This is a genomic window from Nonomuraea sp. B10E15 (assembly GCF_039871615.1).
In the GTDB taxonomy this organism is placed as follows: Bacteria; Actinomycetota; Actinomycetes; order Streptosporangiales; family Streptosporangiaceae; genus Nonomuraea.
The window spans coordinates 302,798-325,232 of the sequence record NZ_JBDPMB010000008.1 but is presented as its reverse complement, the minus strand read 5'-3'; the positions used below and the strand labels follow the sequence as shown (position 1 = coordinate 325,232).

Here is a 22,435-nt window from a genome sequence, read left to right as displayed (position 1 = left end):
GCCGCCTCGGCTTTGGCGGAGTCTCCACCGGCTGGCCCGTCATCGCCCGTCCTCTGCGGACCGGGCGACCAGAACGCCATCCTCGGGGATCAGGATCGACACCGTCTCGTCCACCTTGACTGTGGCGGCGATGTACGTGCCATCTGACCTCTCGAGCATGCCCAGCGTCATCTGAAGCACCTCTCTAGGCACACTTGGGAGTGTATTTGGAATAGCAGTACGAGTTATACTGATAAAGCGTAGTTAGCGATCACTTGTGAACACAGCCACCGGTTGATCCCCTAGATCGGGTTGCGGCGGGCTGCATGGCCTTGCCCAAGGGGCAGTGCTCTGGAGATGAAGGGAAGAACACCCGCCCGAAAGGTTTCCGCGCTGTCCACAGCGCGGAAGTGTGTGGAGCACACCAGTGCTGTGCGGGAGGGTCGGCCTTGCCTGGTCGGTCGAAAGTAAATCCCACACTGACGCTGTCGCCGGCATCTCCTCATTCATTGAGTGCGACCGACCGTGGCGTGCCACAGGCTCCGACCAGGACAACAAGCGAAGAATAATAAGCGATTTTAGACTGACATGCGTCGCATTCTCAGCTAATGAGCTGAGCGTTCCATCGAGTCACCGTGGTGCGCGTGTCGGATGAGCCATAGGCACGGAGCTTGGGGTTGCGCACATCCTTCGGCTTGCTCGACCAGGGAACCGTGATCATGCCCCTCTTACCACACTTAGGCGCGGAAACAACGTGCGATCTGCCACGGAGAATGCTCCGGACCTGCACGCAGACCCGACTGTCCGCGCTCCACCTGTAGGTGAGTTTGCTGCTCAAGTCCAGCGCGCACGCTGAACGCCACTGACTCCACCGCATGGGCGCGGCGACTGCTCTGTCCCCCGCGCACAACGTGCGCGGTCCTGCCGCGAAAGCCTGCGCGGCACCCGCTGAAGAGGAAGCGGCGGCCGAAGCGGGTACGGCTCCGGCGGAGAAGGAAAGGAACAGCAGCGCGCCGGCCGCAACCAACGAAGGACGCATGACGCGAAACCTTTCGAGAACGATCGATGAAGGCGCAACCAAGGTTGGTCAAACCGGTCGTCGATGTCCAGCGCGCAGCGTCGACAAAAACTGTGCACTGCCTACCCGTCTCGAACCTTCCTCGAGGCAGGCCGATGTCCCGTTGCGTAAGTCCGGTCCGTTCGTCGGGGCCGACGTTCGGGGGGCACGGTGCACCGTGCGCTAGCTGATGCGCCAGGTGGGTATCTCTCCGATCGCGGGGTGCCCAGGCAAAATCAATCGGTGCCCGCAACACTTCGTCGTTAAAGGTGTTGGTGCATGGGCCTGGGCAAGAAGGAGTCGAGTTTGAATCCTCGGCATGCACGCCATGCGAAGAATCTGTCGACCCCATGCCGATGACAACGAACGGGCGATCCTCATAGCCTTGGGCCTGACCGATATCAAGGCGAGAGGGGGCGGCATGCGTGTCCGAGTATCACCTCATGACGCCAATCATCTTGCCTTGAGAGCCTTCTATCGACAATGTGTCGCGTCGTGACGAAGAAGGAGGAAGGCATGAAGCGCACCACTGGTTGGGGCTGATCAACGGACCCGGGTCGATCCGTCCGGATGACCGGTCGACCCGGGCTTTCTCTTCTTCATCCCGATGGTTCGACATTCGTTTCTGGCGTAGCGACATTCCACGTGTCGTTTCGCGGTCGGTGATGGTTCATAGGACAATAGAGAACGGGCGAAGGGCCCTCGTGTCGCAGACCCGGTCTTCCAGGGCGCGGCCGACTTCGACGTCGAGCTGATCGAGAGCCGGACGCTCGACGGCGACATCCAGGAGCTCGTCCACCGGCCCGCCCCGCATCTCTGAGCCCGTCCCCTGGACGGGCGCCACGCTAGTGCGGGGGACGGCATGTCCGGGCAGGCTCGTCGCCGGCCGGCGACGAGCCTGCCCTCTTTCTCAGTTGCGAGCGCGGTCGGCGGGCTCGGACGCAGCCGGCCCCGACGCAGCCGGCTCGGCGGCCTGGCGGGTGTCCCTCCTGGACTTGAGCAGGCTGGCCACCGTCGTGATGGTGAGCACGGTGACGATGACGGACAACGAGAGCCAGTTGTTGATCTCGGGGACCCAGGTGACGTGCTCGCCGCCGTTGATGAACGGCAGCTCGTTCTCGTGCAGGGCGTGCAGGACGAGTTTCACGCCGATGAAGCCGAGGATGACCGCCAGCCCGTAGGTGAGGTAGACGAGCTTCTCCACCAGCCCGCCGAGCAGGAAGAACAGCTGTCTCAGCCCCATCAGCGCGAACGCGTTGGCCGCGAAGACCAGGTAGGCGTCCTGGGTGATGCCGAAGATCGCGGGGATGGAGTCGACGGCGAACACCAGGTCCGCGCCGCCGATGGCGATGATGACGATGAACATCGGGGTCAGCAGGCGGCGACCGTCCTGCCGGACGGTCATCCGCGCACCGTGGTAGGCGTCGGTGACCGGGAACAACTTGCGCGCCAACCGGACGACGCCGCCGTTGGGGTCGTACTCGTCGTCGTCGTTGTGGTTGAAGGCGAATTTCCACGCGGTGTAGATGAGGATGCCGCCGAAGATCCAGAACACCCAGCTGAAACGCTGTACGGCCTGCGCGCCCACGCCGATGAAGATCCCGCGCATGACCAGCGCCATCACGATCCCGATGAGCAGGACGCGGTGCTGGTAGATCGCGGGCACGGCGAAGTTCGCCATGATGAGCATGAAGATGAACAGGTTGTCGACGCTGAGCGTGTACTCGGTGATGTAGCCGGTGATGTAGGCGGCCGCCTGGTCATCGCCACCGAAGATCCACACTCCTGCGCCGAAAGCGACCGCACAGGCGATGTAGAAGGCGATCCACCGCGCCGACTCGGCGATCGTGACCTTGTGGGGTTTCCTGTTGACGATGATCAGGTCGAGGAGGATGAGTCCGAGAAGGGCGGCGATGGTGGCCGCCCACAGCCAGGCGGGCACGGGCATGGGTGGGGGCATGAAAGCTCCTCCGACTTAGGCGTTGACACGTCCGTCGGAGGTCTTCTCCGCCCGCGGCGTCGCGGACCGACCGCGCCGGGTCCCGAGAAAGGGTCCGTGATGACGACGTGGCCGCGAAGGAGTACTCCCCTCCACTTCGCCTGCGATCATACATATGGAATGCTGTAGGCCAACATCCCCCCTCGTATGTTTCAGCGTAGGCGGTCGAGGTCAGGCGGATTCCGGGCGTGCCGGCAAGGCGATCCAGCCGGTGCGTGCCCGCCAGTTCCGTCCGGATCTGAGGTGGGCCACATAGGCCCTCTGCAGGGAAGTGCCCTGTGGTAGCTCCGCGAGTTGACGTGCGGTGACCGGCCCCGTCCGGCTCGGCTGTCCGAAGACGTACTCCAGCATGGAACCGTCGGCGAGATCCTCATCGCCGGACGTCAGCGGCCTCAACGCGAAGCGGCGGAGGAATCGCACGATGTTCGACCGCTCGGGGAGATATTCGATGAGCTGCGGGTCGAGCAACCAGGAGTGACAGACGACGTACGAGAGCGGCTCGTCAGGGAAATGGCGGCCGAAGAACCTCCGGGCCTGGCCGAGCGATTCGTCGCAGGAAGCCGGGGACAGCGGTGCACCGGACGGGATGTGCAGATGCAGGAGGAATCCTGTCGTGCCGTCCGGGCATTCGCCCCGGCCGCGGTCGTACTCCAATCGGCCGAGCCGATATTCGGCGCCTCTGAACTTCAGCGGTGGACACCACTGCTCGAATCGTCCGACTCCACCGATCCCGTGCACGGAGCGGTGTTCGGCCATCATGGGGCCGAGTGTCGACAACGTCTCCCATGACGTTCGGGGGTCGATGCCGCGCTCGGCGTGGTAGCGCAGCGTCTCCGGCAGGACGGCGAGATAGAGCCAGACGTAGAGGTGGAGCGCCACCGGGCCGGCGCCGGCCGGGAACGCCGGGAAGCCGCGATAGCCACCGACCGAGAGCCCTGAACCCATGTGCGACGTCACATCCTGGTGGCACCGTTCCAGGTGCCGCCACAGCTCCGGATGCTCCTCGGGATCGGGCCGCGCCGCCAGCGCTTCGTTCCGATCGGCGGGCGATGCACCCAACTGCTCCAGCAACCGCGCCGCTTCCGCGTTCGAGGGAAGTTCGAGCATGTGACCCAACCTACGCGGACCGTCCGTACGGGTCACCCGCCGGAGTGATCCCGTCGGTGCGTGATTACCATCGCCGTGTGAGCGGAGACGGCGAGGAGCTTGTGACCGCACGGCTGTCGCTGCGGCGGCCCGCGCCGGAGGACGTCGACGCGATCTTCAGCATCCATCACGACCCTGCCACCTGCCTGCACAACCCCTCCGACGCTCTGTCCCGGCGCGAGGAGGCCCGGGAGCTCTTCGAGCGCTGGAACGATCACTGGCAGCGCTTCGGCTTCGGGTACTGGGTGGTGCGGCGCCGCGGCTCGGAGCGGCAGCTGGGGTTCTGCGGCACCAAGGCCATGGACCTGAACGGCATGAGGGTGCTCAACCTCTTCTACCGCTTCGAGGCCTCATCGTGGGGTCGGGGGCTGGCGGGCGAGGCCGCCGAGTCAGTGGTCGGGTGGGTGTCCGGACGCGTTCCCGACCTGCCGCTCATCGCCCGTGTCCGGCCGGCCAACATCGCCTCCCAACGTGTGGCCGTACGCGCTGGTCTGGCGCGAGCCGAACATCTCGACACCAGCGGCGAGGACGGCCTGGACTGGATCTTCGCGACGAACCTGCCTCGTCACGAGCTCTGAGGGCTGAGACCTGCGACGGCCGGGGGTGCTCCGGTGCGAGGGTCATGCCGGCGGCCACGGGGTGTCAGGTGGTCGTCTCTCCGGACATTGCTAAGTGGCAGGGTCCGTCGTATTGTATCGCGCACAAAACGGCGGGGCCCGCCGTTTCAGCCGTACGAGGGAGAAGCATGGTCACCACCTCCGCGCCCGTCCTGGTCACCGGCGCCACAGGCAAGCAGGGCGGGGCCGCCGCCCGCGCCCTGCGCAGGGCCGGCGTTCCCGTCCGCGCCCTGGTACGCGACCCGGCCACCGCCCGGGCCAGAGCCGTCGAGGCGCTCGGCGCCGAACTCGTCACCGGCGATCTCCACGACCGCGACTCGGTGGTCCGGGCCGCCGAGGGCGTCCGCGCCGTCTTCTCCGTACAGATGCCCGCGCTGACCGCCGATGGCTTCGGTTTCGACGGAGAGGTGGCCCAGGCCGTCAACCTCATCGAGGGTGCGAAGGCCGCGGGGGTGCCGCAGTTCGTGCAGACGTCCACCAGCGGCGCGGGCGGGCACACCGAGACGCCCGGCTGGGTGGCAGGCCGCTGGGGCTCGCTGGACGACAGCCTGGAAGCCAAGAGCACGATCCAGGACCGGGTTCGCGCGGCCGGTTTCCCCCACTGGACGATCCTCAAGCCGGGCTTCTTCATGGAGAACTTCCTGCCGTCCATGGCGTTCCTGTTCCCGCGCGGCATCGAGGGCGGCCTGGTGAGCGTGGTGAAGCCCGGGACCCGGCTGTCCCTCGCCGCGGTGGACGACATCGGCACGACGGTCGCCGCGGCCATCGCCGACCCCGCGCGCTTCGACGGGCTGGAGCTGGAGCTGGCGAGCGACTATCTGCCGATGTCGGCGATCGCCGAGATCCTCTCCCGCACGCTGGGCACGTACCTGCCCGCGCCGGACATGACCGAGGAAGAGGCGCTCGCCGCCGGAATGCCGCCGATGGGCGCCTCGCACGAGTGGATGAACGTGGCCGGTCAACCGGCCCGGCCGCAGTACGCCAGGGACCTCGGCCTCCCGCTCACCGGCTTCGAGGAGTGGGCGCGGCGGCACCTGCCGGAGACGGTCACCCGGGTGTGAGGCGTTTGCGCATGACGAACCCGGCGTGGTGGAGCACCCCGTCGACCAGCTCTCCGAAGGCCCAGAACCCGGTGTCGTCGAGGTAGGTGACGCGGTCGTCGCGGACCCAGTATCTGCCTGTGTAGGCATCGGTCCGGCCGTGGCGCGTCTCGGTGTACCTGCCGTCGAGGAGCAGGTGTTGTTCCAATTCATGCGATTCGTCGACCCAGACGCCGTGCCATCTCTGGAGCCCTGGGGCGGGGGTTCCGGCGGGACGGGTGGGTTCGCCCTGCCACGCCTCGACATGTCCCGACACGACGACGGCGAGCAGGTCGTACGGCCGGAGGACCAGCATCTGCCCGATCCGCGACTCGCTCATACGCTCCCGGGTGACGGCGAAGGTCGCCGGGTTGCCCGGGGCCACATCATAGACGCCGCGCTGGTCCTCGGCGCGGGCGCGCATCGCGGTGTCCACCAGCAGCGGTACGACGAACGCGCCGTCCGCCTCGATCACCCGGGCCCGGGCCGGACGGGGCTTCTTCCCGCGCGGGCCGACGTGCGTGATCCTCCCGTCCTCGGCCCACAGGTCTCCGCGGACCGTCCGTGACGGCGTGACGTGGACCGTGGCGTCTATCACGACCAGGGGATCGGAGGCATCGTTTCCTGACATCGGCTGTGCTCCTCGTGAGGCCGTATCGGCTGCGGGGGCGCCGATCGGATGCGGGCGTACCGAAAAGATCGCGAGGCCGGCGGCCAGCGCGGCCGCCGGCAGGATCCACCAGGGGCGGCCGGTCTTCGGTGCGGAGGTGACCACGGTGGGCGCGTCGCTCATGCGCCTTACCCTCGACGAGGGCTGGGGTGCGGGAGAAGGCCGCGGTTCTCCTGGGAGCGCCACGCCCATGCTCGCGCCGATCGTGGTGAACCTGAGCGGCTTCTCGCCCGACTGTGCAGGGTGACGGGAAGGGGCGAGATGACCGATGAGCTGCTGGTGGTCCGCGCCCAGCTGGGAGAGCGGGCCGCATGGGCCGAGCTGGTGGCCCGATGGCGGGTGCCGGTGTGGACCTATGTTCGGCGGATGCTGGATGCGGAGCGAGCCGACGACGTCACGCAGGAGATCTGGCTGGCCGTGGTCCGTGGCCTGCCGGGGCTGCGGGAGCCCGGCCGGTTCGCACCCTGGCTCTTCACGATCGCCCGCCGTTCGGTGACCGACCGCCTGCGCGGTGAGTACGCCAGGGAGAGGGTGGAAGGCGTCACGACCGACGAGGCCATGGTGGAGGACCCCGTCCAGGCCATGGTGGACCGCGCCGAGCTCGTCGCCGCACTGGCCGGGCTGCCGGTCCTGGAACGGGAGATTCTCGTCCTCTTCTACCTGGAGGACCTGTCGGTGGAGGAGTGCGCACAGGTCTGTCTCGTCCCGCCCGGCACGGTCAAATCCAGACTCAATCGGGCTCGCCGGATGTTGCGGGAGCACCTGGAGAAAAGGGGATACCAGCCATGACCGAAGAGGGGCCTCGCCTGTCGGCGGAGGAGCTGATCGAGCGGCTCGAATCGCCGCTGTCACCGTGGCGGCGGGTGCGCGCCGTGGCGGCGCTGCTGGCCGGGCTGGCCGGCGTGGTGTTCGTGACCGCGCTGTGGTGGAGCGAGCCGGGGCAGGTGCCCGGCCGTACGCATCTGGCGTTCGCGGTGCTCGCCGTGTTCTGCCTGGCCTGGGCGGGTTACGGTACGTGGCTGCTGACGCGCAGGGTGCCGTTGTTCGCCACCGACCGGGTGATCGCCGCCTGGATCGCCCTGAGCGCGTCGCTGGTCACGACCGCGGGCCTGGCGGGCATCGCCACCCAGCGCGATGCCGGCCCGGGCACCGCGCTGGCGACGGGCGGCGCGCTCGTCGCGGTGTCGCTGGTGCTGGTCGTACGGGCGCACGCGCGCCGGGCCGCGCTGCTGCGCCGCAAGCGCGAGCTGACCCGTGGCGAGCAGGCGTGACCGGGCGCCGGCGTCGACGGGGTCCACGCCGCCACCCGGCACGGTCCATGGCCCGCCTGCACGGGCTCATGCAGCGTGGCCTTGACGGCCCTACGGGTTATGGGAGTACGCGTGGACGGCGGCTGTTCGGTTCTCGGCGTCATGTCCGAGGTCGATGCCGCCGGCCAGCCAGCCGCCATCGATGGTGAGCACGCTGCCGGTGATGAACGACGCGTTCTCACTGGCCAGGAACGCGACCAGGTTGGCGACCTCCTCGCTGCGCCCCGGTCTGCCCAGCGGAAAGCGGCTGGCGACGTCGAGCTCCTCACCCATCTTCCTGGTGAGATCGTTACTGGCGATGTACCCCGGGCAGACGGCGTTGACCCGGATCCCGACCGGCCCCAGCTCCAGCGCAGCCGACTTGACCAGACCGAGCACACCATGCTTCGACGCCGCGTACGCAGCCGACATCCGAACTCCGGTGAGCCCGGCCGCCGACGAGGTGACCACGACCGAGCCCCCACCCGCCTCGCGCATCGACCGGCCCGCCGCCTGCAGACCGAGCAGCACACCCCGCAGATTCACCGCCATCGTGCGGTCCCACTCCTCCAGCGGGTAGTCCAGAAGACCGCCCCAGTGCCCCGTAGCGGCGTTGAGATGCGCGATGTGCACGCCCCCGTAACGGGCGACCGTCTCGCGAACCATCGCATCGTTGTCCTCCGGCGACGCCACGTCGACCCGCAACCCGAACGCCTCGCCGCCGGCCGCCACGATCTCTCCTGCCGTCCGCTCGACCTTGTCGAGGGTACGCCCGGCACAGCACACCCGCGCTCCCAGGGCCGCCAGCGCCACCGCGGTCGCCGCGCCGATTCCGGACCCCGCTCCGGTCACGACCGCGACCCTCCCCGCCAGGGAAAACCTTCCTTGCTCCGTCATCAGTTGTTTCCTCCTCCGGTCGAACACGAGACATCAGCGACTCGCCCCTGGCGACAGGGCACGTCAGCCCGTCGTCCAGGGACGAAGTTTGTCGGGATTCAACACCGACCAGATGCGCTTGATCCGGTCACCCACGACATCGAAGGCCAGCACCACCACGGTGACGCCGTCCTGCTGGGCCACCAGACCGGGCTGACCGTTGACCGTACGCTCCAGGATCGTCAGGCCGGGTGCCAGGCCGGCGACGGCGACGAAGGCGCGCGCGATCCGCTCGCCGCCCTCCATCGGGCGGAGCATGGCGCTGACCAGGCCGCCGCCGTCGGCGGTCCCCGTGGCCTCAGGGTCGAGGAGGCCGATGAGGGCGTCGATGTCCTTGGCTTCCCATGCCCTCTTGAAGTCCCTGACGATCCCGGTCTGCCGGGCCGTCGGAGCAGCGGGCGCCCGAGACGCGCGAATGCGGCGGCGGGCCAACCACGCCAGCTGGCGACACGCCGCCGGCGTACGGCCGACGATCTCGGCCACCTCGGCGAAGGAGTAGCGGAAGACGTCGTGCAGGACGAAAGCGACCCGCTCGGCCGGGGTCATCGCTTCGAGCACGACGAGGAAGGCCATGTTGATCGACTCGTCGAGGGTGACCCGGTCGGCCGGGTCGGCCGTGCTGCCGCCCGGTCGGCCGTCGCTCCATTCCGTGAGATCGGGCAGCGGCTCAGGAATCCACTCGCCCACATAGCGCTCGCGCCGGGCCCGCGCCGAGCCGAGCAGGTCGAGGCAGATGCGGCTGGCGACCGTGGTGAGCCAGGCGCCCGGCGACTCGATGGCCTCCTGCTGTCGCCGGGTCATGGCGTACCAGCGGGCGTAGGTCTCCTGCACGACATCCTCGGCATCGGCCAGAGAGCCGAGCATCCGGTAGGCGAGATTGATCAGCTGACGCCGCTCGCTCATGATCGCGCTCAGCCCCGGATCGAACCGGCCGTCACCTGGATCGGATGGGGTGCTCATGACGTCGCCCGACTCCCTTGGTCGCAACTGCCCTCACCGAGACAGCGCCGCTATCCGTGCTGGCCGTACTGGCCGGGCCGGTAGTCGCCGGCGGGCTGCTGGGTGATGATGTTCAGCCGGTTGACGGTGTTCATGATGGCGATGAGGCCCACCAGGGCGGCGAGCTGGTCCTCGTCGTAGTGCTTGGCCGCCGTCGCCCAGACCTCGTCGGTGACGCCGCCGGCCGCGTCGGCGACGCGGGTGCCCTGCTCGGCTAGTTCCAGGGCGGCCCGCTCCGCGTCGGTGAAGACCGTCGCCTCCCGCCACGCCGCGACCAGGTTGAGCCGCACCGAGGTCTCCCCGCGGTGCGCGGCCTCCTTGGTGTGCATGTCGACGCACACGCTGCAGCCGTTGATCTGGCTGACGCGCAGCGCCACCAGCTCCTGCGTCGCGACGGGCAGGGCCGAGTCGTTCACGACCCTGCCCGCGGACAGGACGTACTTCAGAAGCTTCGCCGCGATCGGGGTGCCGACGAAGTCGAGACGGGTGTTCATGCTGTTCTCCTTGCCGTGTTGGCTGCTACACCCCACCGACGAAGCAGTCCGGCGAGATGTCACCACCAACCGGATGTGACGTGCGTCTCCCACCCGTGCGGAAGCGGTCGTCATGCTGCACGCCGACCCGGCCTCTGGCGCGCCAGATAGCCTCTCGGTCGTGATGGGCGCCTGGGGATGGGATCTGCTGATCGGGGTCGCCGTGGCGTTGCTGGTCACCTGGTCGGCGTTGCTCGCGGCCCTGGCCGCCGTCCGGCCGCGCGGCGCCCTGCTGCGCGAGGCGCTGCGCCTGCTGCCCGACGTGCTACGCCTGATCCGGCGCCTGGCCGCCGACCGTGCCCTGCCCCGCGGCGTCCGTGTCCGGCTCGCGCTGCTGCTGGCCTATCTGGCCTTTCCCGTCGACGTGGTGCCGGACTTCATCCCGGTCCTGGGCTACGCCGACGACGCCATCATCGTGGTCGCCGTGCTCCGGTCGGTGGTGCGCCGTGCCGGGATCGACGTCGTACGCCGGCACTGGCCGGGCACCGACGACGGCTTCGCCGCCCTGACCCGGCTGACCGGCCTGGCCCCACCCGGCTCGGGGCAGCCCTGACTGTCCTGCGGCGGGGGTCGGCGGGCAGCAGCCGGCGTCGTTCTCCGTGCTGGAGACCTCGTCGGCCAGGGGGTGCGGGCAGCAGGCGTCGCCGCGCCACGCTTCGCGGCCTTCCTTGACGGCGACGGCGGCGATCACCAGCGCGGCGATCGGGTCGGCCCAGGACCAGCCGAACAGGCTGTTGAGCGCCAGGCCCGCCAGCAGCACCGCCGACAGGTAGGTGCACAGCAGGGTCTGCTTGGAGTCGGCCACCGCGGAGGCGGACCCGAGCTCGCGACCGGCGTGGCGCTGCGCGTACGACAGGAAGGGCATGATCACGAGCGAGAGGGCCGCCAGGATCAGGCCGGGGGTGGAGTGCTCGGCCTCGCCTGCGCCCAGCAGCGCCCGTACGGCGTCGAAGGTGACGTAGGCGGCCAGGGCGAAGAACGAGATCGCGATGACGCGCAGCGCCGTCTTCTCCCGTGCCTCGTGGTCGGTGGCGGAGAACTGCCAGGCCACGGCGGCGGCGGAGGCGACTTCGACGACGGAGTCGAGGCCGAATCCGATCAGCGCGGCCGAGGAGGCGATGCTGCCCGCGGTGATGGCCACGGCGGCTTCGATCACGTTGTAGGTGATGGTGGCCGCGACCAGCAGGCGGATGCGGCGCCGCAGTGACGTCCGCCGGTCAGGGGCGGGCGGGTTGAGCGCCGTCATGCCATGACGTCCCCTGCGTCGAGCGCGGCGCCGGGAGCGGGGCGGAGCGTGACCGCGTGGCCGGTGGCCGCCAGCAACTGCTCGGCCGAGGCCAGCAGGTCCATCAGCTCGGGCCGGGTCAGGGAGTAGAACGACTGCCGCCCTTCGGCGCGATAGTCGATCAGGCCGCAGCCGCGCAGGCAGGCCAGGTGCTTGGACACCGTGGACTGCGCCAGCCCGAGCTCGGCGGTCAGGTCGACCACGCGGGCCTCGCCGCGGGCGAGTCGGGCCACGATGCGCAGCCGGGTTTCGTCGGCCAGGGAGTGGAACAGCGCCGCCGCCGGGGGGACGCCGGCGGCGATGTCGGCGCTGACGCACAAGCCGGACTCCTGATTGATCGCCATATGGCGATGATAGCCCGAAATCGACATGTTGTGGCAGAAACCCTCGAATGCGCCTCACCCGGGGAGCGGAGGGCTCCCCGGGCTTCCGTCCGGCGGGCTCAGGCGGTGGCCCGCAGCGGGCCGGCGGCCGGGATCCGGTTGCGGTGCTCCAGCCGTGCGACCGCGGCCGCGGAGACCAGACCCGCACCTGCCAGCAGCAGCCACGGCAGGCTCACCATGCCGGAGGAGCGGGCCACGTCCACCAGGGCGCCTGCCACCAGATTCCCTGCCAGGATGCCGATGCCGGACAGCAGGTTGTACAGGCCGTAGTAGGTGCCGATCAGCCGGTTTCCGGCCATGTCGGCGATGGTGGCCATCTCGAACGGGAAGGCCACGAGCGTGCCGAGGGTGAGCAGGGCCGTACAGGAGATCATCGCCGCCATCCCCCACGGCGGCGGCAGCGGCAGCGGCGCCGTGACCGCGAGCGGGACGAAGGCCAGCCCGAGCAGGGCCAGGCCCCGCGCGATCGCCTGACCCCGGCTCCAGCGGGCGGCGCACCAGGCGGTGACGCGCACCTGCCCGGCGATGCCGAGCAGCGCGGACAGCGCGTACAGGGCCATCACGCCGGCGTCGCCGCCGCCTATGCGCGCCACCTCCAGCGGCAGGCCCAGATACATCTGGTACGACAGCGCGTACGAGGCGATCATCGCGGTGGCGAAGGAGACGAAGGCCCGGTCACCGAACGCCTGCCGCCATTCGCTCAGCACCGGAGGCCGCTCGCCGGCCGGGGCTGCGCCGCGGCGGGGGAGGTATCGGGCCTGCAGGAGGGTCAGCGCCGCGAAGATGGCCGCCGCGCTCAGGCACACGACGGTGAACCCGCCGCCCAGCAGCACGAGGCCGAGCAGCGGGCCGAGCAGGATGCCACCCTGGTAGAAGACGTTGAACACGGCGAAGGCGGCCACCTTGCGCTCGCCGGCCTCCGCGGCGAGGTAGGCACGCGCCGCCGGGTTGAACAGCGCCCCGGCCAGCCCCGTCACGACCGCGGCGCCGACGAGGAGCGGCAGCGAGGTGCTCAGCCCGAACGCCGCGAACCCGAGGGTGCGCAGCGCGCATCCGGCCATGATCAGCGGCTTGTGGCCGAGCCGGTCGGCCAGGGTGCCGCCGATGAGGAACAGGCCCTGCTGGCTGGCGTTGCGCAGGCCCAGGACCAGTCCGATCGTCCAGGCCGCCAGGCCCACGTCGTCGGCCAGGTGGCGGGCGAGGTAGGGCATGAGCATGTAGAAGCCGAGGTTGATGCCGAGCTGGTTGATCTGCAGGAGCTGGATGGGCCGGTCGAAGGAGCGGAACTGCCGCAGGGTGTCCTTCACCGGGTGCCGCCCAGCGGGTCGGTCACCGTGGTGCAGCGGCTCCAGCGGTGCACCTCGCGCGAGGTGGCGGAGGCCAGCAGGTCGGGCTCATCGGCCGGAGGGCCCGCGAGCAGGTTGTGGGCGCGGCAGTAGGCGTCGTCGTAGACGGTGCCGTAATAGCGCCAGGGCCCGTCGGGGAAGATCGCCACGATCGTCTGGCCGGGGTGCACGCCGGCCAGCCAGCGGGCCGCCAGCGCCACGGCGCCGGTGCTCCAGCCGCCGGAGATGTAGTGACCGCCGGCCAGCGTGCGGCAGGCCCACACCGCCTCGGCGGGGCTGACCCAGTGCACCTCGCTGAAGGCGTCGTAGGCGACGTTGCGCGGGTGGATGCTGGAGCCGAGACCGCGCATCAGCCGGGGCCGCGCGGGTTGCCCGAAGATGGTGGAGCCGACCGTGTCGACGCCGACCAGCCTCACGTCCGGGAAGTGGCGGCGCAGCACGTTGAAGATGCCCGCGCTGTGCCCGCCCGTGCCGACCGAGCACACCAGCAGGTCGATGTGCGGGAGCCGGGCCAGCAACTCGTGCGCCAGCCCGGCGTAGGCCTCGACGTTGTCGGGGTTGTTGTACTGGTCGGGGCAGTAGGAGTCGCCGATCTCGGCCAGCAGACGCTGCACCCGCTCGCGGCGGGCCTGCTGCCAGCCGCCGACGGGATGCGGTTCGGTGACGATCTCCAGGCGTACCCCGTAGGAGGCCAGCAACCGGCACATGAGCGGCTCCATGCCGGGGTCGCCCACCAGCACGACCGGGTGGCCGAAGACGATCCCGGCCAGCGCCAGGCCGAGCCCCAGGGTGCCGCTGGTCGACTCGATGATGGTCGCGCCCGGCAGGAGGTCTCCCCGAGCCCGTGCCCTGCGGACCATGTGCAGGGCGGGACGGTCCTTGATCCCGCCCGGGTTGAAGCCCTCCAGCTTGGCCCAGAAACCTCCGCCGCCCGGCACGAACGGCTGGGAGATGAATGCCAGCGGCGTGTTCCCGACGGTGAGAGAAAGCGCCGAATAACCGGCGGGCGGCGCCTCTTGCGGGCGCGCGAAAGTCGTTTGCGATGACATTGGTGAAATCCCCGAAGTGAAGAGCGCGATTCGCGGAACAGGAAGCCGCGATGTGAACGGACGGTGGACGGCTGACGAACGCCGCCAGTCCTATATGCGCATCACGCAGAGGCCCGCCAGATGGGGTGCGGAAAGGCAGCCCAGGTCCGCCCGCGCGGAAGGAGCCTCTCCTGCGGGCCGGGCGGGAGAGAGGGACGCGGACGCGGGCAGCGCCACGGGAGCCGGCACGCCCGCGGGGCTGGTCACCGGGCAGTCCGCTTCCGTTCCGTGCCGGTGGCGGGCCGGGAGCTTGTGGTGCAGGCACCGCGCGTCGTGGTCGGCGTGTGCGCGGTCGGCGCCGGGCAGGTGAGCGCTGTGGGCGGACCCTTCCGACAACTCCACGGCCGCGCACGCGCCGCCGTGGGCGAACACCACGCTGACGACCAGGGTGATCGCGAGCACCACATGCGCCATCAGCCGGCCGGCTCCGCATGCGGCCGGGCGGCGAGATCGGGCAGATCGTGTCGCGAGCATCACTGGGTGATAGTGCCCGCGAGGCGGTTTGACGCGCCCAGCGGCAGCAAAGGTTCCAGTAAAGCTCTCGCCTTTATGGGACGTGCAGCGCGCGTCGCACGAAGATCGTACGGCCCTGCGTGTTCATCCTCTTGAGTGTTCTGCCATTTACGCCGTATCCCGCCGGCACGGTTGAGGAAGAAATTGTGCCGCGCGGAATATCGGCCGTGTTCATCGTCCGTTCATTTCGCTGATATCAGTGGAGCCCGTGATGACTTTGTCCAGACGCCGGATGGTCGCCGGGTTCGGCGCGCTGGCGGCCGGTGCCGCGATCCGTCCCGCCGCGGCTGAGGCGCTGACCGTGCCGCCAGGTGTCGCCCCCGAGCTTCTGGCCCGCGACGAGCGCTTCTGGGGCACGGTCGCCAGGCAGTTCCAGGTGAGCCCCGACTTCGTCAACCTGGAGAACGGCTACTACGGGATCATGCCGGACACGGTACGGCGGGCCTACCACCACCACGTCGACCACCTCAACGAACGCAGCTCGCACCTGCTGCGCACCGAGTACAAGCCGCGCGCCGACGAGGTACGCGAGCGCATCGCCGCCCTGCTCGGCGTCACCGGGAACGAGATCGCGCTGACCAGGGGCGGCACCGAGGCCCTGCAGAACCTCATCGCCGGCTACAACCGCCTGCGCCCCGGGGATGCGATCATGTACGCCGACCTCGACTACCACAGCGCCCAGTACGTCATGAACTGGCTCCCGGCCCGGCGAGGCGTCCACGTCGAGCGCATCGTCATCCCCGAACCCGCCACCCGCCAGGCGGTGCTCGACACGTACGAGCGCGCGCTGAACCAGCATTCCAAGGTGCGGCTGCTCCTGCTCAGCCACATGAACAACCGCACCGGCCTGGTCACGCCGGTCCGCGAGATCGTCGCCATGGCCCGCCGGCGAGGCGTCGACGTCATCGTGGACGCCGCCCACTCCTGGGGACAGCTCGACTTCACCCTTGCCGACCTCGACGCCGACTTCGCCATCTTCTCCCTGCACAAGTGGATGGGCGTGCCCCTGGGCGCCGGATTCCTCTACATCCGCGACGGCCGGCTGGCCGACATCGACCTCCTCTACAACGACGAGACCTACCCGGCCTCGGACATCCGCTCCCGGGTGCACTCCGGCACCATGAACGTCGCGCCGCACCTGACCGTGGACACCGCCCTGGACTTCCACGAGGCCTTGGGGGCGAAGGTCAAGCAGGCCCGCCTGCGTTTCCTGCGCGACCGCTGGGTGCGGCAGGCGCACGAACTCGGCTCCGTGCAGATCCTCACCCCGGACGAACCCGGCATGTACGGCGCCATCACCGCCTTCCGGCTCCACGGCCGGACCTCCAAGGACGACAACGTCGCCATCGCCGATGACCTCATGACCAGGCATCGCATCTTCACCGTCGCCCGCAGCGGCATGAGCGGCGGCGACGCCGTCCGCGTCACACCCGCCCTGTTCACCTCCGCCGGCGACGTGGACCGGCTGGCGGCCGCCCTGAAGGACATCTGCGCGCGTACCGGGTGCCGGTGACCGGATCAGCGTTGAGCACTCAGCGTGGCGGAAGGGACGGAGTGGCTGCGCAACGGACACCAAACCGATATGGGAACGGTCCATACGGACCCGACTCCCATCAATACCATCAATCCAGATCATGTCTCACACCTCAGGAGTGTCCCTGTGCGTATCGGATCCCTGCTGACCGCCGCCGCCCTGTTAGCCGCGTCCGCGGCCGTCGCCGCCCAGCCCGCGTACGCGGCCGCCCCGGCCGTCCAGATCACCAAGATCTACTACGACTCGCCGGGATCGCCGGACTCCGGCGCGAACAGCAGCCTGAACGGCGAGTACGTGCAGATCAAGAACATGACCAGGAAGGCCGTCAACCTCGCCGGCTGGACCGTCCGGGACAGGACCCGGCGGGCCGATCACATCTACACCTTCGGCAGGCTCACCCTCAGGGCCGGCAAAACGGTCACCCTGCGGACCGGCAGGGGCAAGAACACCACCACCACCCGCTACTGGGGCAGGAGCGGCGGGACTCTGGCCTACATCTGGAACCAGGCCAGCGACGCCGCCTACCTGCGGAACGCGTCCGGGAAGCTGGTCGACTCCTGCTCGTACAACTCGACGCGGCAGGCGTACAAGATCTGCTGAGCTGACCGCGAGGTTCATCCCGGAGGGCCCGGCCGTACTGTTCACGGCATGACCGTGAAACCCGCGCCAGCCGCTCCGAGCGCCGGCGAACTGCTGGAGATCGCCGGCGCCCTGCTCCCCGGCCACTCCCTCGGCTCGGCCCGGCTCACCGAGGGCAACCTCCATCACGTCGTCCTCCTGCCGGGAACGGCGGCCGTACGGGTGACCAAGACCCCGCTCTCGGCGCAGGAGATGCCGCGGCGGATGGAGGCGCTGCGGGAGATCGCCGACGCGGGGCTGCCCTTCGCGGTGCCGGAGCCGCTCACCCCCGTCACCAGGTTCGGCGAACGTACGGCGGCCGCCGTCTCGTGGATCGACGGTGAGCCGCAGGCCGAGGGGCAGGGCGACCCCGAGCAGATCGGAAGGCTGCTCCGCGCCGTGCGCGAGGCCACCGTCACCCCACGCCTGCGGCGGCTGCTCAACGCCCCCCGGGAGAAGGGCTGGGCCGATGCCCTGGCCGAGCACGTCGTCCCGCACCTGCCCGGCAGATGGAGGGACGAGTGCCGCAGGCGGCTGGAGGCGGCGCGGGACCTGGAGGCCGTGCCCGATGTGCTGGTCCACGGCGACCTCGGGGCCTCCAACGTGCACTGGAGCCCGGACGGTCGGCTGATCGGCGTCCTGGACTGGGACCAGGCCCATCTGTTCGATCCCGCCATCGACGCGGCTCTGATGGCCTGGCACGGCTGGGACAACGTCAGGCGGGCGGTGGATCCGGAGACGTACCGGCGCGCCCGCGTCTACGATGCGCCGTTCGGTGTCGGGCATCTCATCGGGATTCTCGACGGCCGCCCGCTGATCAACGTCGACGCGTTCGTGCGCAGCATCGTGGCCTGGCTCGACAGGAACGCCTGACACCCTGGGCGTGTCCCGTTTGGGATCCAGTGTCCGGTGGTTACCGTAAAGAAGCGTTCCGGATCGTGTGCACCAGGTCCGCTCCTCCTGCGAAAGCGTGTACGGCGACAGAAGGAGCTGCGTGAATTGGACACGGTGACCTCGCAGGCCGGCCAGGTGCGCGAGCTGATCGACCGGCACCTGGCGCGGCTGCTTGACGAGCAGGTGGGGCGGCTCGACTTCCTGGACGGCCCGGACGTCGACCTGGTGCGCGAGCTCCTGGTGGCGTTCGTCCTGGAGGGCGGCAAGCGGTTGCGGCCCGCGTTCGTCTACTGGGGCTACCGGGCCGCCGGCGGCGGGCGACCTGAGGAGGTGCTGCCCGCGGCGTGCGCCATGGAGCTCGTACACGCCGCGGCGCTGCTGCTCGACGACGTGATGGACGAGGCGGACACGCGGCGCGGCCGGGCGGCGGCACACGTCGCGCTGGCCGGCCTGCACCGGCGGTCGGGACGGCGGGGCGACGCCGGCCGGTTCGGCGAGTCGGCTGCGACGTTGCTCGCGCTGCTGGCCCTGAGCTGGGCCGATGCGGTCCTCCTCGAGACGGGTCCGCGTCTGGAGGCCGCGCTCGACGTCCTCACCCGGCTGCGCGTGGAAACGATCTGCGGGCAGTACCTCGACCTGGCCCGCGCGCCCGGCGGCAACGGCGACGACGAGCAGGCCAGGCTCATCTCCCTCTACAAGTCGGGCAAGTACACCGTGGAGCGGCCCCTGCACCTCGGGCACGCCGTCGCGGGCGGCTGCCCGGGCACGCTGCGGCTGCTGAGCGCGTACGCGCTGCCGCTGGGGGAGGCGTTCCAGCTCAGGGACGACGTCAACGGCGTGTTCGGCGACCCGGCCGGCACCGGTAAGCCCGCCGGGGCCGACCTGCTCCAGGGCAAGGCGACCTACCTGCTCGCCGTCGCCCGCCGGCGGACCGGGAGCCCGATCCTGGACGGCGTCACCGATCAGCGCGGCGTGGCGGCGGCGCGCAGGCTGATCGTCGAGTGCGGCGCGCTGGACGCGGCGGAGCAGCGCATCGCCGCGCTCGCCGGCGAGGCGGTCGCGGCGCTGGACGAGCCGCCCGGCATCCCGCCCGAGGCCAGGCAGGCTCTGGTCGAGCTGGCGGCCCTGTGCGCCGCGGGAGCCCCCGGATGAGTCCTGTCGTGGTCGTCGGAGCCGGTCTCGGCGGCCTGGCGGCGGCCGTCCACCTGGCCGCGGCCGGCCGCGAGGTCACCGTGGTCGAGGCTCTCGACGAGCCCGGGGGCTGCTGCGGCACCACCCGCGTCGGGGCGTACCGGTTCGACGCCGGCCCGTCCGTGCTGACCATGCCCGGCGTGCTCGCCGAGGTCTTCGGCGCGGCCGGTGAGGAGCTGCGGCGCTGGTTGCCGCTGCGCCGCCTCGAACCGTCCTACCGGCTCGTCTTCGACGACGGGTCGCGGCTGGACATGCTGCCCGAGCGCGAGGCGATGACCGAGCAGGTGCGGATGGTGTGCGGGCCCGCGGAGGCGGCGCGCTACGAGCGCTACCGGCGGCTGCTCGGCGAGCTCTTCCGGATCGAGTGGCCGGCGTTCATCAACGCCGACATGACCAGGTTGCGCGGCCTGGCCCGGCCGGCTGCGCTGCTCCGGCTGGCCGGGCTGGGCGGCTTTCGCCGGCTGGACCGCCTGGCCGCCCGCCATCTGACGGACCCGCGGCTGATCAGGGCGCACACGTTCCAGGCGCTGTACGTGGGCCTGTCGCCGCAGCACGCGCTGGGCATCTACGCCGTGATCGCGCACATGGACACCGTCGGCGGCGTGTTCTTTCCCGAACGCGGCGGCATGCACGCCATACCGGCCGCCATGGCGGCGCTGCTGGAGAAGCTGGGCGCGGGCATCCGCTACGGCGTGCGCGCTCGCGAGATCGGGACGGACGGCGACGGCGTCACCGGGGTGCTGCTGGAGGGCGGCGAACGGCTGCCCGCCAGGCAGGTGGTCGTGGCCTGCGACCGGCTGGCGGCCCGGAGGCTGCTGCCCGCACGGGCGGACGACTGGCGGCTGCGCCGCCCCCACCACTCCCCCTCCTGCCTGGTGATGCACGCCGGCCTGGACCGCCCACCGGCCGGCCAGGCGCACCACACGCTGCACTTCGGGCGGGCCTGGGAGGAGACGTTCACCGCGCTGGCGGCGGGCCGGCCACAGCCGGACCCGAGCCTGCTGGTCACCTGCCCGGAACCGGACGGCGACGCGGCGCCCGACGGGCACGCCACGCTCAGCGTCCTCGAACCGGCGCCCAACCTGCAGCGCGTCGCCGACTGGGGCCGGCTGCGCCCGGAGCTCGAGGCGCGGCTGCTCGGCCGCCTGGCCACGCTCGGCTACGGCGACCTCGCGGGCGCGCCCCGGCTGGTGGTGGACCCGCCCGCCTGGGCGGCGCGCGGGCACAGCGCGGGCACGCCGTTCGCGCTGGACCACCGTTTCACCCAGACGGCCTGGCTGCGCCCCTCCGCCGTCGCCCGGCGGGTGCCCGGGCTGCACTTCGCCGGCATGTACACCGCACCCGGTGTCGGGGTGCCCACGGTGCTGATCTCCGGCCGGCTCGCCGCCGAACGCATCCTCAAGGAGGCCCGTTGACGCTCACCGCCAGCTACGAACGGTGCCGGCGGCTTCACGCCCGCTACGGCCGCTCCTACTACCTCGCCACCCGGCTGCTGCCGCAGTGGAAGCGGCGGCACGTGCACGCGCTGTACGGTTTCGCCCGCTACGCCGACGAGATCGTCGACTCGTTCACCATGACCGCCGACCGGTCCCGAGCGCTCGACGGGCTGTGCGCCAGGGTCGAGGCCGGGCTCACCGGGACCAGACCGGACGATCCGGTGCTGCCGGCGCTGCTGCACACCGTCAACTCCTTCGGCATCGACCACGACGACATCGCCGCCTTCCTCGCCTCGATGCGGGCGGACCTGTCGGTCACCCGGTACGCCACCTACGACGACCTGCTCGGCTACATGGCCGGATCGGCCGCCGCCATCGGCACGATGATGCTGCCGGTGCTGGAGCCGGCGCCGGGCTGCGAAGAGGCGGCCCGCGAGCCCGCCCGCCAGCTCGGCCTGGCCTTCCAGCTCACCAACTTCCTGCGTGACGTCGGCGAGGACTTCGCCCGCGGCCGGGTCTACCTGCCGATGGAGGACCTCGGCAAGTTCGGCGTCGAGCCGGGCGAGCTGGGCGCCGCCCGCACCGGACGGGCCGTACGGCGGCTGCTGGCCTTCGAGGCCGGGCGCGCCCGCGAGCACTACCGCGCCGCCGCCGGCGGCATCGGCCTGCTCGTCGCCTCGTCACGGCCCTGCGTACGCGCCGCCGTCGATCTCTACGGCGGCATCCTCGACGAGATCGAGCGCGGCGGGTTCGAGGTCCTGGCCGGCCGCGTACGGGTGCCGCGCCGGCGGCAGGCGGCCGTGTTCGCCCGCCACCTGCTGGCCTCCGCCGAGGCGGGCAGGACCGAGCGCCGCGTCCGCGTGGAACTCCCGTGACAGCCGTGCGCCCGGTGGTCCTGGACGCGATGGGCGGCGACCACGGACCGGCGGAGACGGTCGCCGGTGCGGTGGCGGCGTGGCGCGCGCACAAGGTGCCGGTCATCCTGGTCGGCGACGAAGCGCGCGTGACCAGGGAGCTGCGCAGGCACGGCGCCGCGGGCGAGCTCGCGGTCGTGCACGCCGACGACGCCGTCCCGATGGCCGAGCGCGGCCCCGCCGCCACGGCGCTGGCGACCTCCAGCCTCGCGGTCGGCTGCGAGCTGGTCGGCCGGGGCCACGGCGGGGCGCTGGTGTCCGCGGGATCCACCGGCGCGGTGGTCTCCTGCGCGGTGCGCGGCATCGGACGGTCCGGCGTGCTGCGGCCCGCGCTGGCGGTGGCGCTGCCGTCGCTGCGGGGCGGCGCGAGCGTGCTGGTGGACGCCGGCGCGACAGCCGATCCGAGCCCGGCCATGATGGCCGAGTTCGCGCAGCTGGGCGCCGGGTACGCGCGAGCCGTGCTCGGCCGCCCCGACCCGGTCGTGGGGTTGTTGTCTATCGGGTCGGAGCCGGGCAAGGGCAACCGGCTGACCCGCCAGGCCGGGGAGCTGCTCGCCGCCCTGCCGCTGCGCTTCCACGGCAACGTCGAGGGCCATGACGTGCTGGCCGGCACCGTGGACGTGATCGTCACCGACGGGTTCACCGGCAACGTCGTGCTGAAGAACGTCGAGGGGTGCGTACGCACGGCGCTGACCATGGTCGCCCAGGCCGGCATCGCCTCCCCGCGGCAGCTCGCGAAGGTGGCCCGCCGCTACGACCCTGAGACCCATGGCGGCGCCGCCCTGCTCGGCCTGCGCGGCACCGTCGTCGTCGCCCACGGCTCGTCGCCGGCCGCCACGATCGCCAGGGCGTGCGTGGTGGCGTACGCGCTGGCGGGGCCGGAACCGGGGACCGGCATCGAGGCGACGGCGGCGGAGCGGGTGACATGA

At 70.6% G+C, this 22,435-nt stretch carries 23 protein-coding genes and 1 pseudogene; 12 read left to right on the top strand and 12 right to left on the bottom strand.

Going from position 1 to position 22,435, the window contains the following annotated elements:
- Positions 1–39: 39 nt before the first annotated feature.
- From ABGB14_RS24540 to ABGB14_RS24530, 3 genes are all read right to left on the bottom strand, one after another.
- Positions 40–171 carry a hypothetical protein gene (locus ABGB14_RS24540; RefSeq protein WP_347646165.1) on the bottom strand — a complete coding sequence of 44 codons (132 nt, stop codon included), beginning with the start codon at positions 169–171 and terminating at the stop codon, positions 40–42.
- Between the two features lie 1,775 nt (positions 172–1,946).
- Positions 1,947–2,996, bottom strand: coding sequence for a TerC family protein (locus tag ABGB14_RS24535; RefSeq protein WP_347646164.1), 1,050 nt, complete (start codon positions 2,994–2,996; stop codon positions 1,947–1,949).
- Between the two features lie 210 nt (positions 2,997–3,206).
- A complete protein-coding gene (locus ABGB14_RS24530; RefSeq protein WP_347646180.1) occupies positions 3,207–4,142 on the bottom strand; it encodes an acyltransferase domain-containing protein in 936 nt (311 codons plus the stop codon).
- A 77-nt stretch (positions 4,143–4,219) separates the two neighbouring features.
- On the opposite strand from ABGB14_RS24530, the gene ABGB14_RS24525 reads away from it, so the two are divergent.
- Positions 4,220–4,759, top strand: a complete 540-nt coding sequence (locus ABGB14_RS24525) for a GNAT family N-acetyltransferase (protein ID WP_347646163.1) — start codon at positions 4,220–4,222, stop codon at positions 4,757–4,759.
- A gap of 167 nt (positions 4,760–4,926) precedes the next feature.
- Positions 4,927–5,859, top strand: coding sequence for an NmrA family NAD(P)-binding protein (locus ABGB14_RS24520; protein WP_347646162.1), 933 nt, complete (start codon positions 4,927–4,929; stop codon positions 5,857–5,859).
- Here the strand turns inward: ABGB14_RS24520 and ABGB14_RS24515 are convergent.
- Positions 5,846–6,670, bottom strand: coding sequence for an Atu4866 domain-containing protein (locus tag ABGB14_RS24515; protein ID WP_347646161.1), 825 nt, complete (start codon positions 6,668–6,670; stop codon positions 5,846–5,848). The two genes, ABGB14_RS24520 and ABGB14_RS24515, sit on opposite strands and share 14 nt — an antisense overlap.
- A 138-nt stretch (positions 6,671–6,808) precedes the next feature.
- Between ABGB14_RS24515 and ABGB14_RS24510 the strand changes: the two genes are divergently transcribed.
- Both ABGB14_RS24510 and ABGB14_RS24505 read left to right on the top strand, forming a co-directional pair.
- Positions 6,809–7,336: a sigma-70 family RNA polymerase sigma factor gene (locus ABGB14_RS24510; protein WP_347646160.1), complete on the top strand. Its 528-nt coding sequence runs from the start codon at positions 6,809–6,811 to the stop codon at positions 7,334–7,336.
- Entirely contained in the window at positions 7,333–7,818 is a 486-nt protein-coding gene (locus ABGB14_RS24505; protein ID WP_347646159.1) for a hypothetical protein, read from the top strand. Before ABGB14_RS24510 ends, ABGB14_RS24505 begins: the two co-directional genes overlap by 4 nt.
- A 90-nt stretch (positions 7,819–7,908) precedes the next feature.
- On the opposite strand, the gene ABGB14_RS24500 is transcribed toward ABGB14_RS24505, so the two are convergent.
- The 3 genes from ABGB14_RS24500 to ABGB14_RS24490 form a co-directional block, all read right to left on the bottom strand.
- Positions 7,909–8,733 (bottom strand): SDR family NAD(P)-dependent oxidoreductase, encoded by an 825-nt coding sequence (locus ABGB14_RS24500; protein ID WP_347646158.1) that lies wholly within the window; start codon positions 8,731–8,733, stop codon positions 7,909–7,911.
- Positions 8,734–8,796: 63 nt separating this feature from the next.
- Entirely contained in the window at positions 8,797–9,732 is a 936-nt protein-coding gene (gene sigJ / locus ABGB14_RS24495; RefSeq protein ID WP_347646157.1) for an RNA polymerase sigma factor SigJ, read from the bottom strand.
- Positions 9,733–9,782: 50 nt separating this feature from the next.
- The gene (locus ABGB14_RS24490; protein WP_347646156.1) at positions 9,783–10,265 is read right to left on the bottom strand and encodes a carboxymuconolactone decarboxylase family protein; all 483 of its coding nucleotides are present in this window, start codon (positions 10,263–10,265) and stop codon (positions 9,783–9,785) included.
- A 112-nt stretch (positions 10,266–10,377) separates the two neighbouring features.
- On the opposite strand from ABGB14_RS24490, the gene ABGB14_RS24485 reads away from it, so the two are divergent.
- Positions 10,378–10,857 carry a DUF1232 domain-containing protein gene (locus tag ABGB14_RS24485; protein ID WP_347646155.1) on the top strand — a complete coding sequence of 160 codons (480 nt, stop codon included), beginning with the start codon at positions 10,378–10,380 and terminating at the stop codon, positions 10,855–10,857.
- Positions 10,858–10,935: 78 nt separating this feature from the next.
- On the opposite strand, the pseudogene ABGB14_RS24480 reads toward ABGB14_RS24485, so the two are convergent.
- The 5 genes and pseudogenes from ABGB14_RS24480 to ABGB14_RS24460 form a co-directional block, all read right to left on the bottom strand.
- Positions 10,936–11,550: pseudogene (locus tag ABGB14_RS24480) on the bottom strand (cation transporter); the annotation flags it as partial.
- Positions 11,547–11,933: a metalloregulator ArsR/SmtB family transcription factor gene (locus tag ABGB14_RS24475; RefSeq protein ID WP_347646154.1), complete on the bottom strand. Its 387-nt coding sequence runs from the start codon at positions 11,931–11,933 to the stop codon at positions 11,547–11,549. The gene ABGB14_RS24475 and the pseudogene ABGB14_RS24480, both read right to left, overlap by 4 nt.
- Positions 11,934–12,031: 98 nt before the next feature.
- On the bottom strand, positions 12,032–13,279 hold the full coding sequence (locus ABGB14_RS24470; RefSeq protein ID WP_347646153.1) for an MFS transporter: 1,248 nt from the start codon (positions 13,277–13,279) through the stop codon (positions 12,032–12,034).
- Positions 13,276–14,367: a PLP-dependent cysteine synthase family protein gene (locus ABGB14_RS24465; RefSeq protein ID WP_347646152.1), complete on the bottom strand. Its 1,092-nt coding sequence runs from the start codon at positions 14,365–14,367 to the stop codon at positions 13,276–13,278. The genes ABGB14_RS24470 and ABGB14_RS24465 overlap by 4 nt, the downstream gene beginning before the upstream one ends.
- A 90-nt stretch (positions 14,368–14,457) precedes the next feature.
- Positions 14,458–14,820, bottom strand: a complete 363-nt coding sequence (locus ABGB14_RS24460) for a hypothetical protein (protein ID WP_347646151.1) — start codon at positions 14,818–14,820, stop codon at positions 14,458–14,460.
- A 310-nt stretch (positions 14,821–15,130) separates the two neighbouring features.
- Between ABGB14_RS24460 and ABGB14_RS24455 the strand changes: the two genes are divergently transcribed.
- The 7 genes from ABGB14_RS24455 to ABGB14_RS24425 all read left to right on the top strand — a co-directional run bounded on the left by ABGB14_RS24455 (position 15,131) and on the right by ABGB14_RS24425 (position 22,435).
- Positions 15,131–16,432 carry an aminotransferase class V-fold PLP-dependent enzyme gene (locus ABGB14_RS24455; RefSeq protein ID WP_347646150.1) on the top strand — a complete coding sequence of 434 codons (1,302 nt, stop codon included), beginning with the start codon at positions 15,131–15,133 and terminating at the stop codon, positions 16,430–16,432.
- A 147-nt stretch (positions 16,433–16,579) separates the two neighbouring features.
- Entirely contained in the window at positions 16,580–17,053 is a 474-nt protein-coding gene (locus tag ABGB14_RS24450; RefSeq protein WP_347646149.1) for a lamin tail domain-containing protein, read from the top strand.
- A 48-nt stretch (positions 17,054–17,101) separates the two neighbouring features.
- A complete protein-coding gene (locus ABGB14_RS24445; RefSeq protein ID WP_347646148.1) occupies positions 17,102–17,944 on the top strand; it encodes a phosphotransferase in 843 nt (280 codons plus the stop codon).
- Positions 17,945–18,079: 135 nt separating this feature from the next.
- The gene (locus ABGB14_RS24440; RefSeq protein ID WP_347646179.1) at positions 18,080–19,117 is read left to right on the top strand and encodes a polyprenyl synthetase family protein; all 1,038 of its coding nucleotides are present in this window, start codon (positions 18,080–18,082) and stop codon (positions 19,115–19,117) included.
- Positions 19,114–20,571: a phytoene desaturase family protein gene (crtI, locus tag ABGB14_RS24435; RefSeq protein ID WP_347646147.1), complete on the top strand. Its 1,458-nt coding sequence runs from the start codon at positions 19,114–19,116 to the stop codon at positions 20,569–20,571. The genes ABGB14_RS24440 and crtI overlap by 4 nt, the downstream gene beginning before the upstream one ends.
- The gene (locus ABGB14_RS24430; RefSeq protein WP_347646146.1) at positions 20,568–21,467 is read left to right on the top strand and encodes a phytoene/squalene synthase family protein; all 900 of its coding nucleotides are present in this window, start codon (positions 20,568–20,570) and stop codon (positions 21,465–21,467) included. The genes crtI and ABGB14_RS24430 overlap by 4 nt, the downstream gene beginning before the upstream one ends.
- On the top strand, positions 21,464–22,435 hold the full coding sequence (locus ABGB14_RS24425; protein ID WP_347646145.1) for a phosphate acyltransferase PlsX: 972 nt from the start codon (positions 21,464–21,466) through the stop codon (positions 22,433–22,435). The genes ABGB14_RS24430 and ABGB14_RS24425 overlap by 4 nt, the downstream gene beginning before the upstream one ends.

Excerpts from the sequence above, each read along its gene's own strand:
- ABGB14_RS24505 (WP_347646159.1), top strand. The coding sequence starts at position 7,333 with ATGACCGAAGAGGGGCCTCGCCTGTCGGCGGAGGAGCTGATCGAGCGG.
- crtI (WP_347646147.1), top strand. The coding sequence starts at position 19,114 with ATGAGTCCTGTCGTGGTCGTCGGAGCCGGTCTCGGCGGCCTGGCGGCG.
- ABGB14_RS24485 (WP_347646155.1), top strand. The coding sequence starts at position 10,378 with ATGCTGCACGCCGACCCGGCCTCTGGCGCGCCAGATAGCCTCTCGGTC.
- ABGB14_RS24515 (WP_347646161.1), bottom strand. The coding sequence starts at position 6,670 with ATGAGCGACGCGCCCACCGTGGTCACCTCCGCACCGAAGACCGGCCGC.
- ABGB14_RS24535 (WP_347646164.1), bottom strand. The coding sequence starts at position 2,996 with ATGCCCCCACCCATGCCCGTGCCCGCCTGGCTGTGGGCGGCCACCATC.
- ABGB14_RS24455 (WP_347646150.1), top strand. The coding sequence starts at position 15,131 with ATGACTTTGTCCAGACGCCGGATGGTCGCCGGGTTCGGCGCGCTGGCG.
- ABGB14_RS24475 (WP_347646154.1), bottom strand. The coding sequence starts at position 11,933 with ATGGCGATCAATCAGGAGTCCGGCTTGTGCGTCAGCGCCGACATCGCC.
- ABGB14_RS24445 (WP_347646148.1), top strand. The coding sequence starts at position 17,102 with ATGACCGTGAAACCCGCGCCAGCCGCTCCGAGCGCCGGCGAACTGCTG.
- ABGB14_RS24540 (WP_347646165.1), bottom strand. The coding sequence starts at position 171 with ATGACGCTGGGCATGCTCGAGAGGTCAGATGGCACGTACATCGCCGCC.
- ABGB14_RS24530 (WP_347646180.1), bottom strand. The coding sequence starts at position 4,142 with ATGCTCGAACTTCCCTCGAACGCGGAAGCGGCGCGGTTGCTGGAGCAG.
- ABGB14_RS24465 (WP_347646152.1), bottom strand. The coding sequence starts at position 14,367 with ATGTCATCGCAAACGACTTTCGCGCGCCCGCAAGAGGCGCCGCCCGCC.
- ABGB14_RS24520 (WP_347646162.1), top strand. The coding sequence starts at position 4,927 with ATGGTCACCACCTCCGCGCCCGTCCTGGTCACCGGCGCCACAGGCAAG.
- ABGB14_RS24500 (WP_347646158.1), bottom strand. The coding sequence starts at position 8,733 with ATGACGGAGCAAGGAAGGTTTTCCCTGGCGGGGAGGGTCGCGGTCGTG.
- ABGB14_RS24490 (WP_347646156.1), bottom strand. The coding sequence starts at position 10,265 with ATGAACACCCGTCTCGACTTCGTCGGCACCCCGATCGCGGCGAAGCTT.
- sigJ (WP_347646157.1), bottom strand. The coding sequence starts at position 9,732 with ATGAGCACCCCATCCGATCCAGGTGACGGCCGGTTCGATCCGGGGCTG.
- ABGB14_RS24460 (WP_347646151.1), bottom strand. The coding sequence starts at position 14,820 with ATGGCGCATGTGGTGCTCGCGATCACCCTGGTCGTCAGCGTGGTGTTC.
- ABGB14_RS24510 (WP_347646160.1), top strand. The coding sequence starts at position 6,809 with ATGACCGATGAGCTGCTGGTGGTCCGCGCCCAGCTGGGAGAGCGGGCC.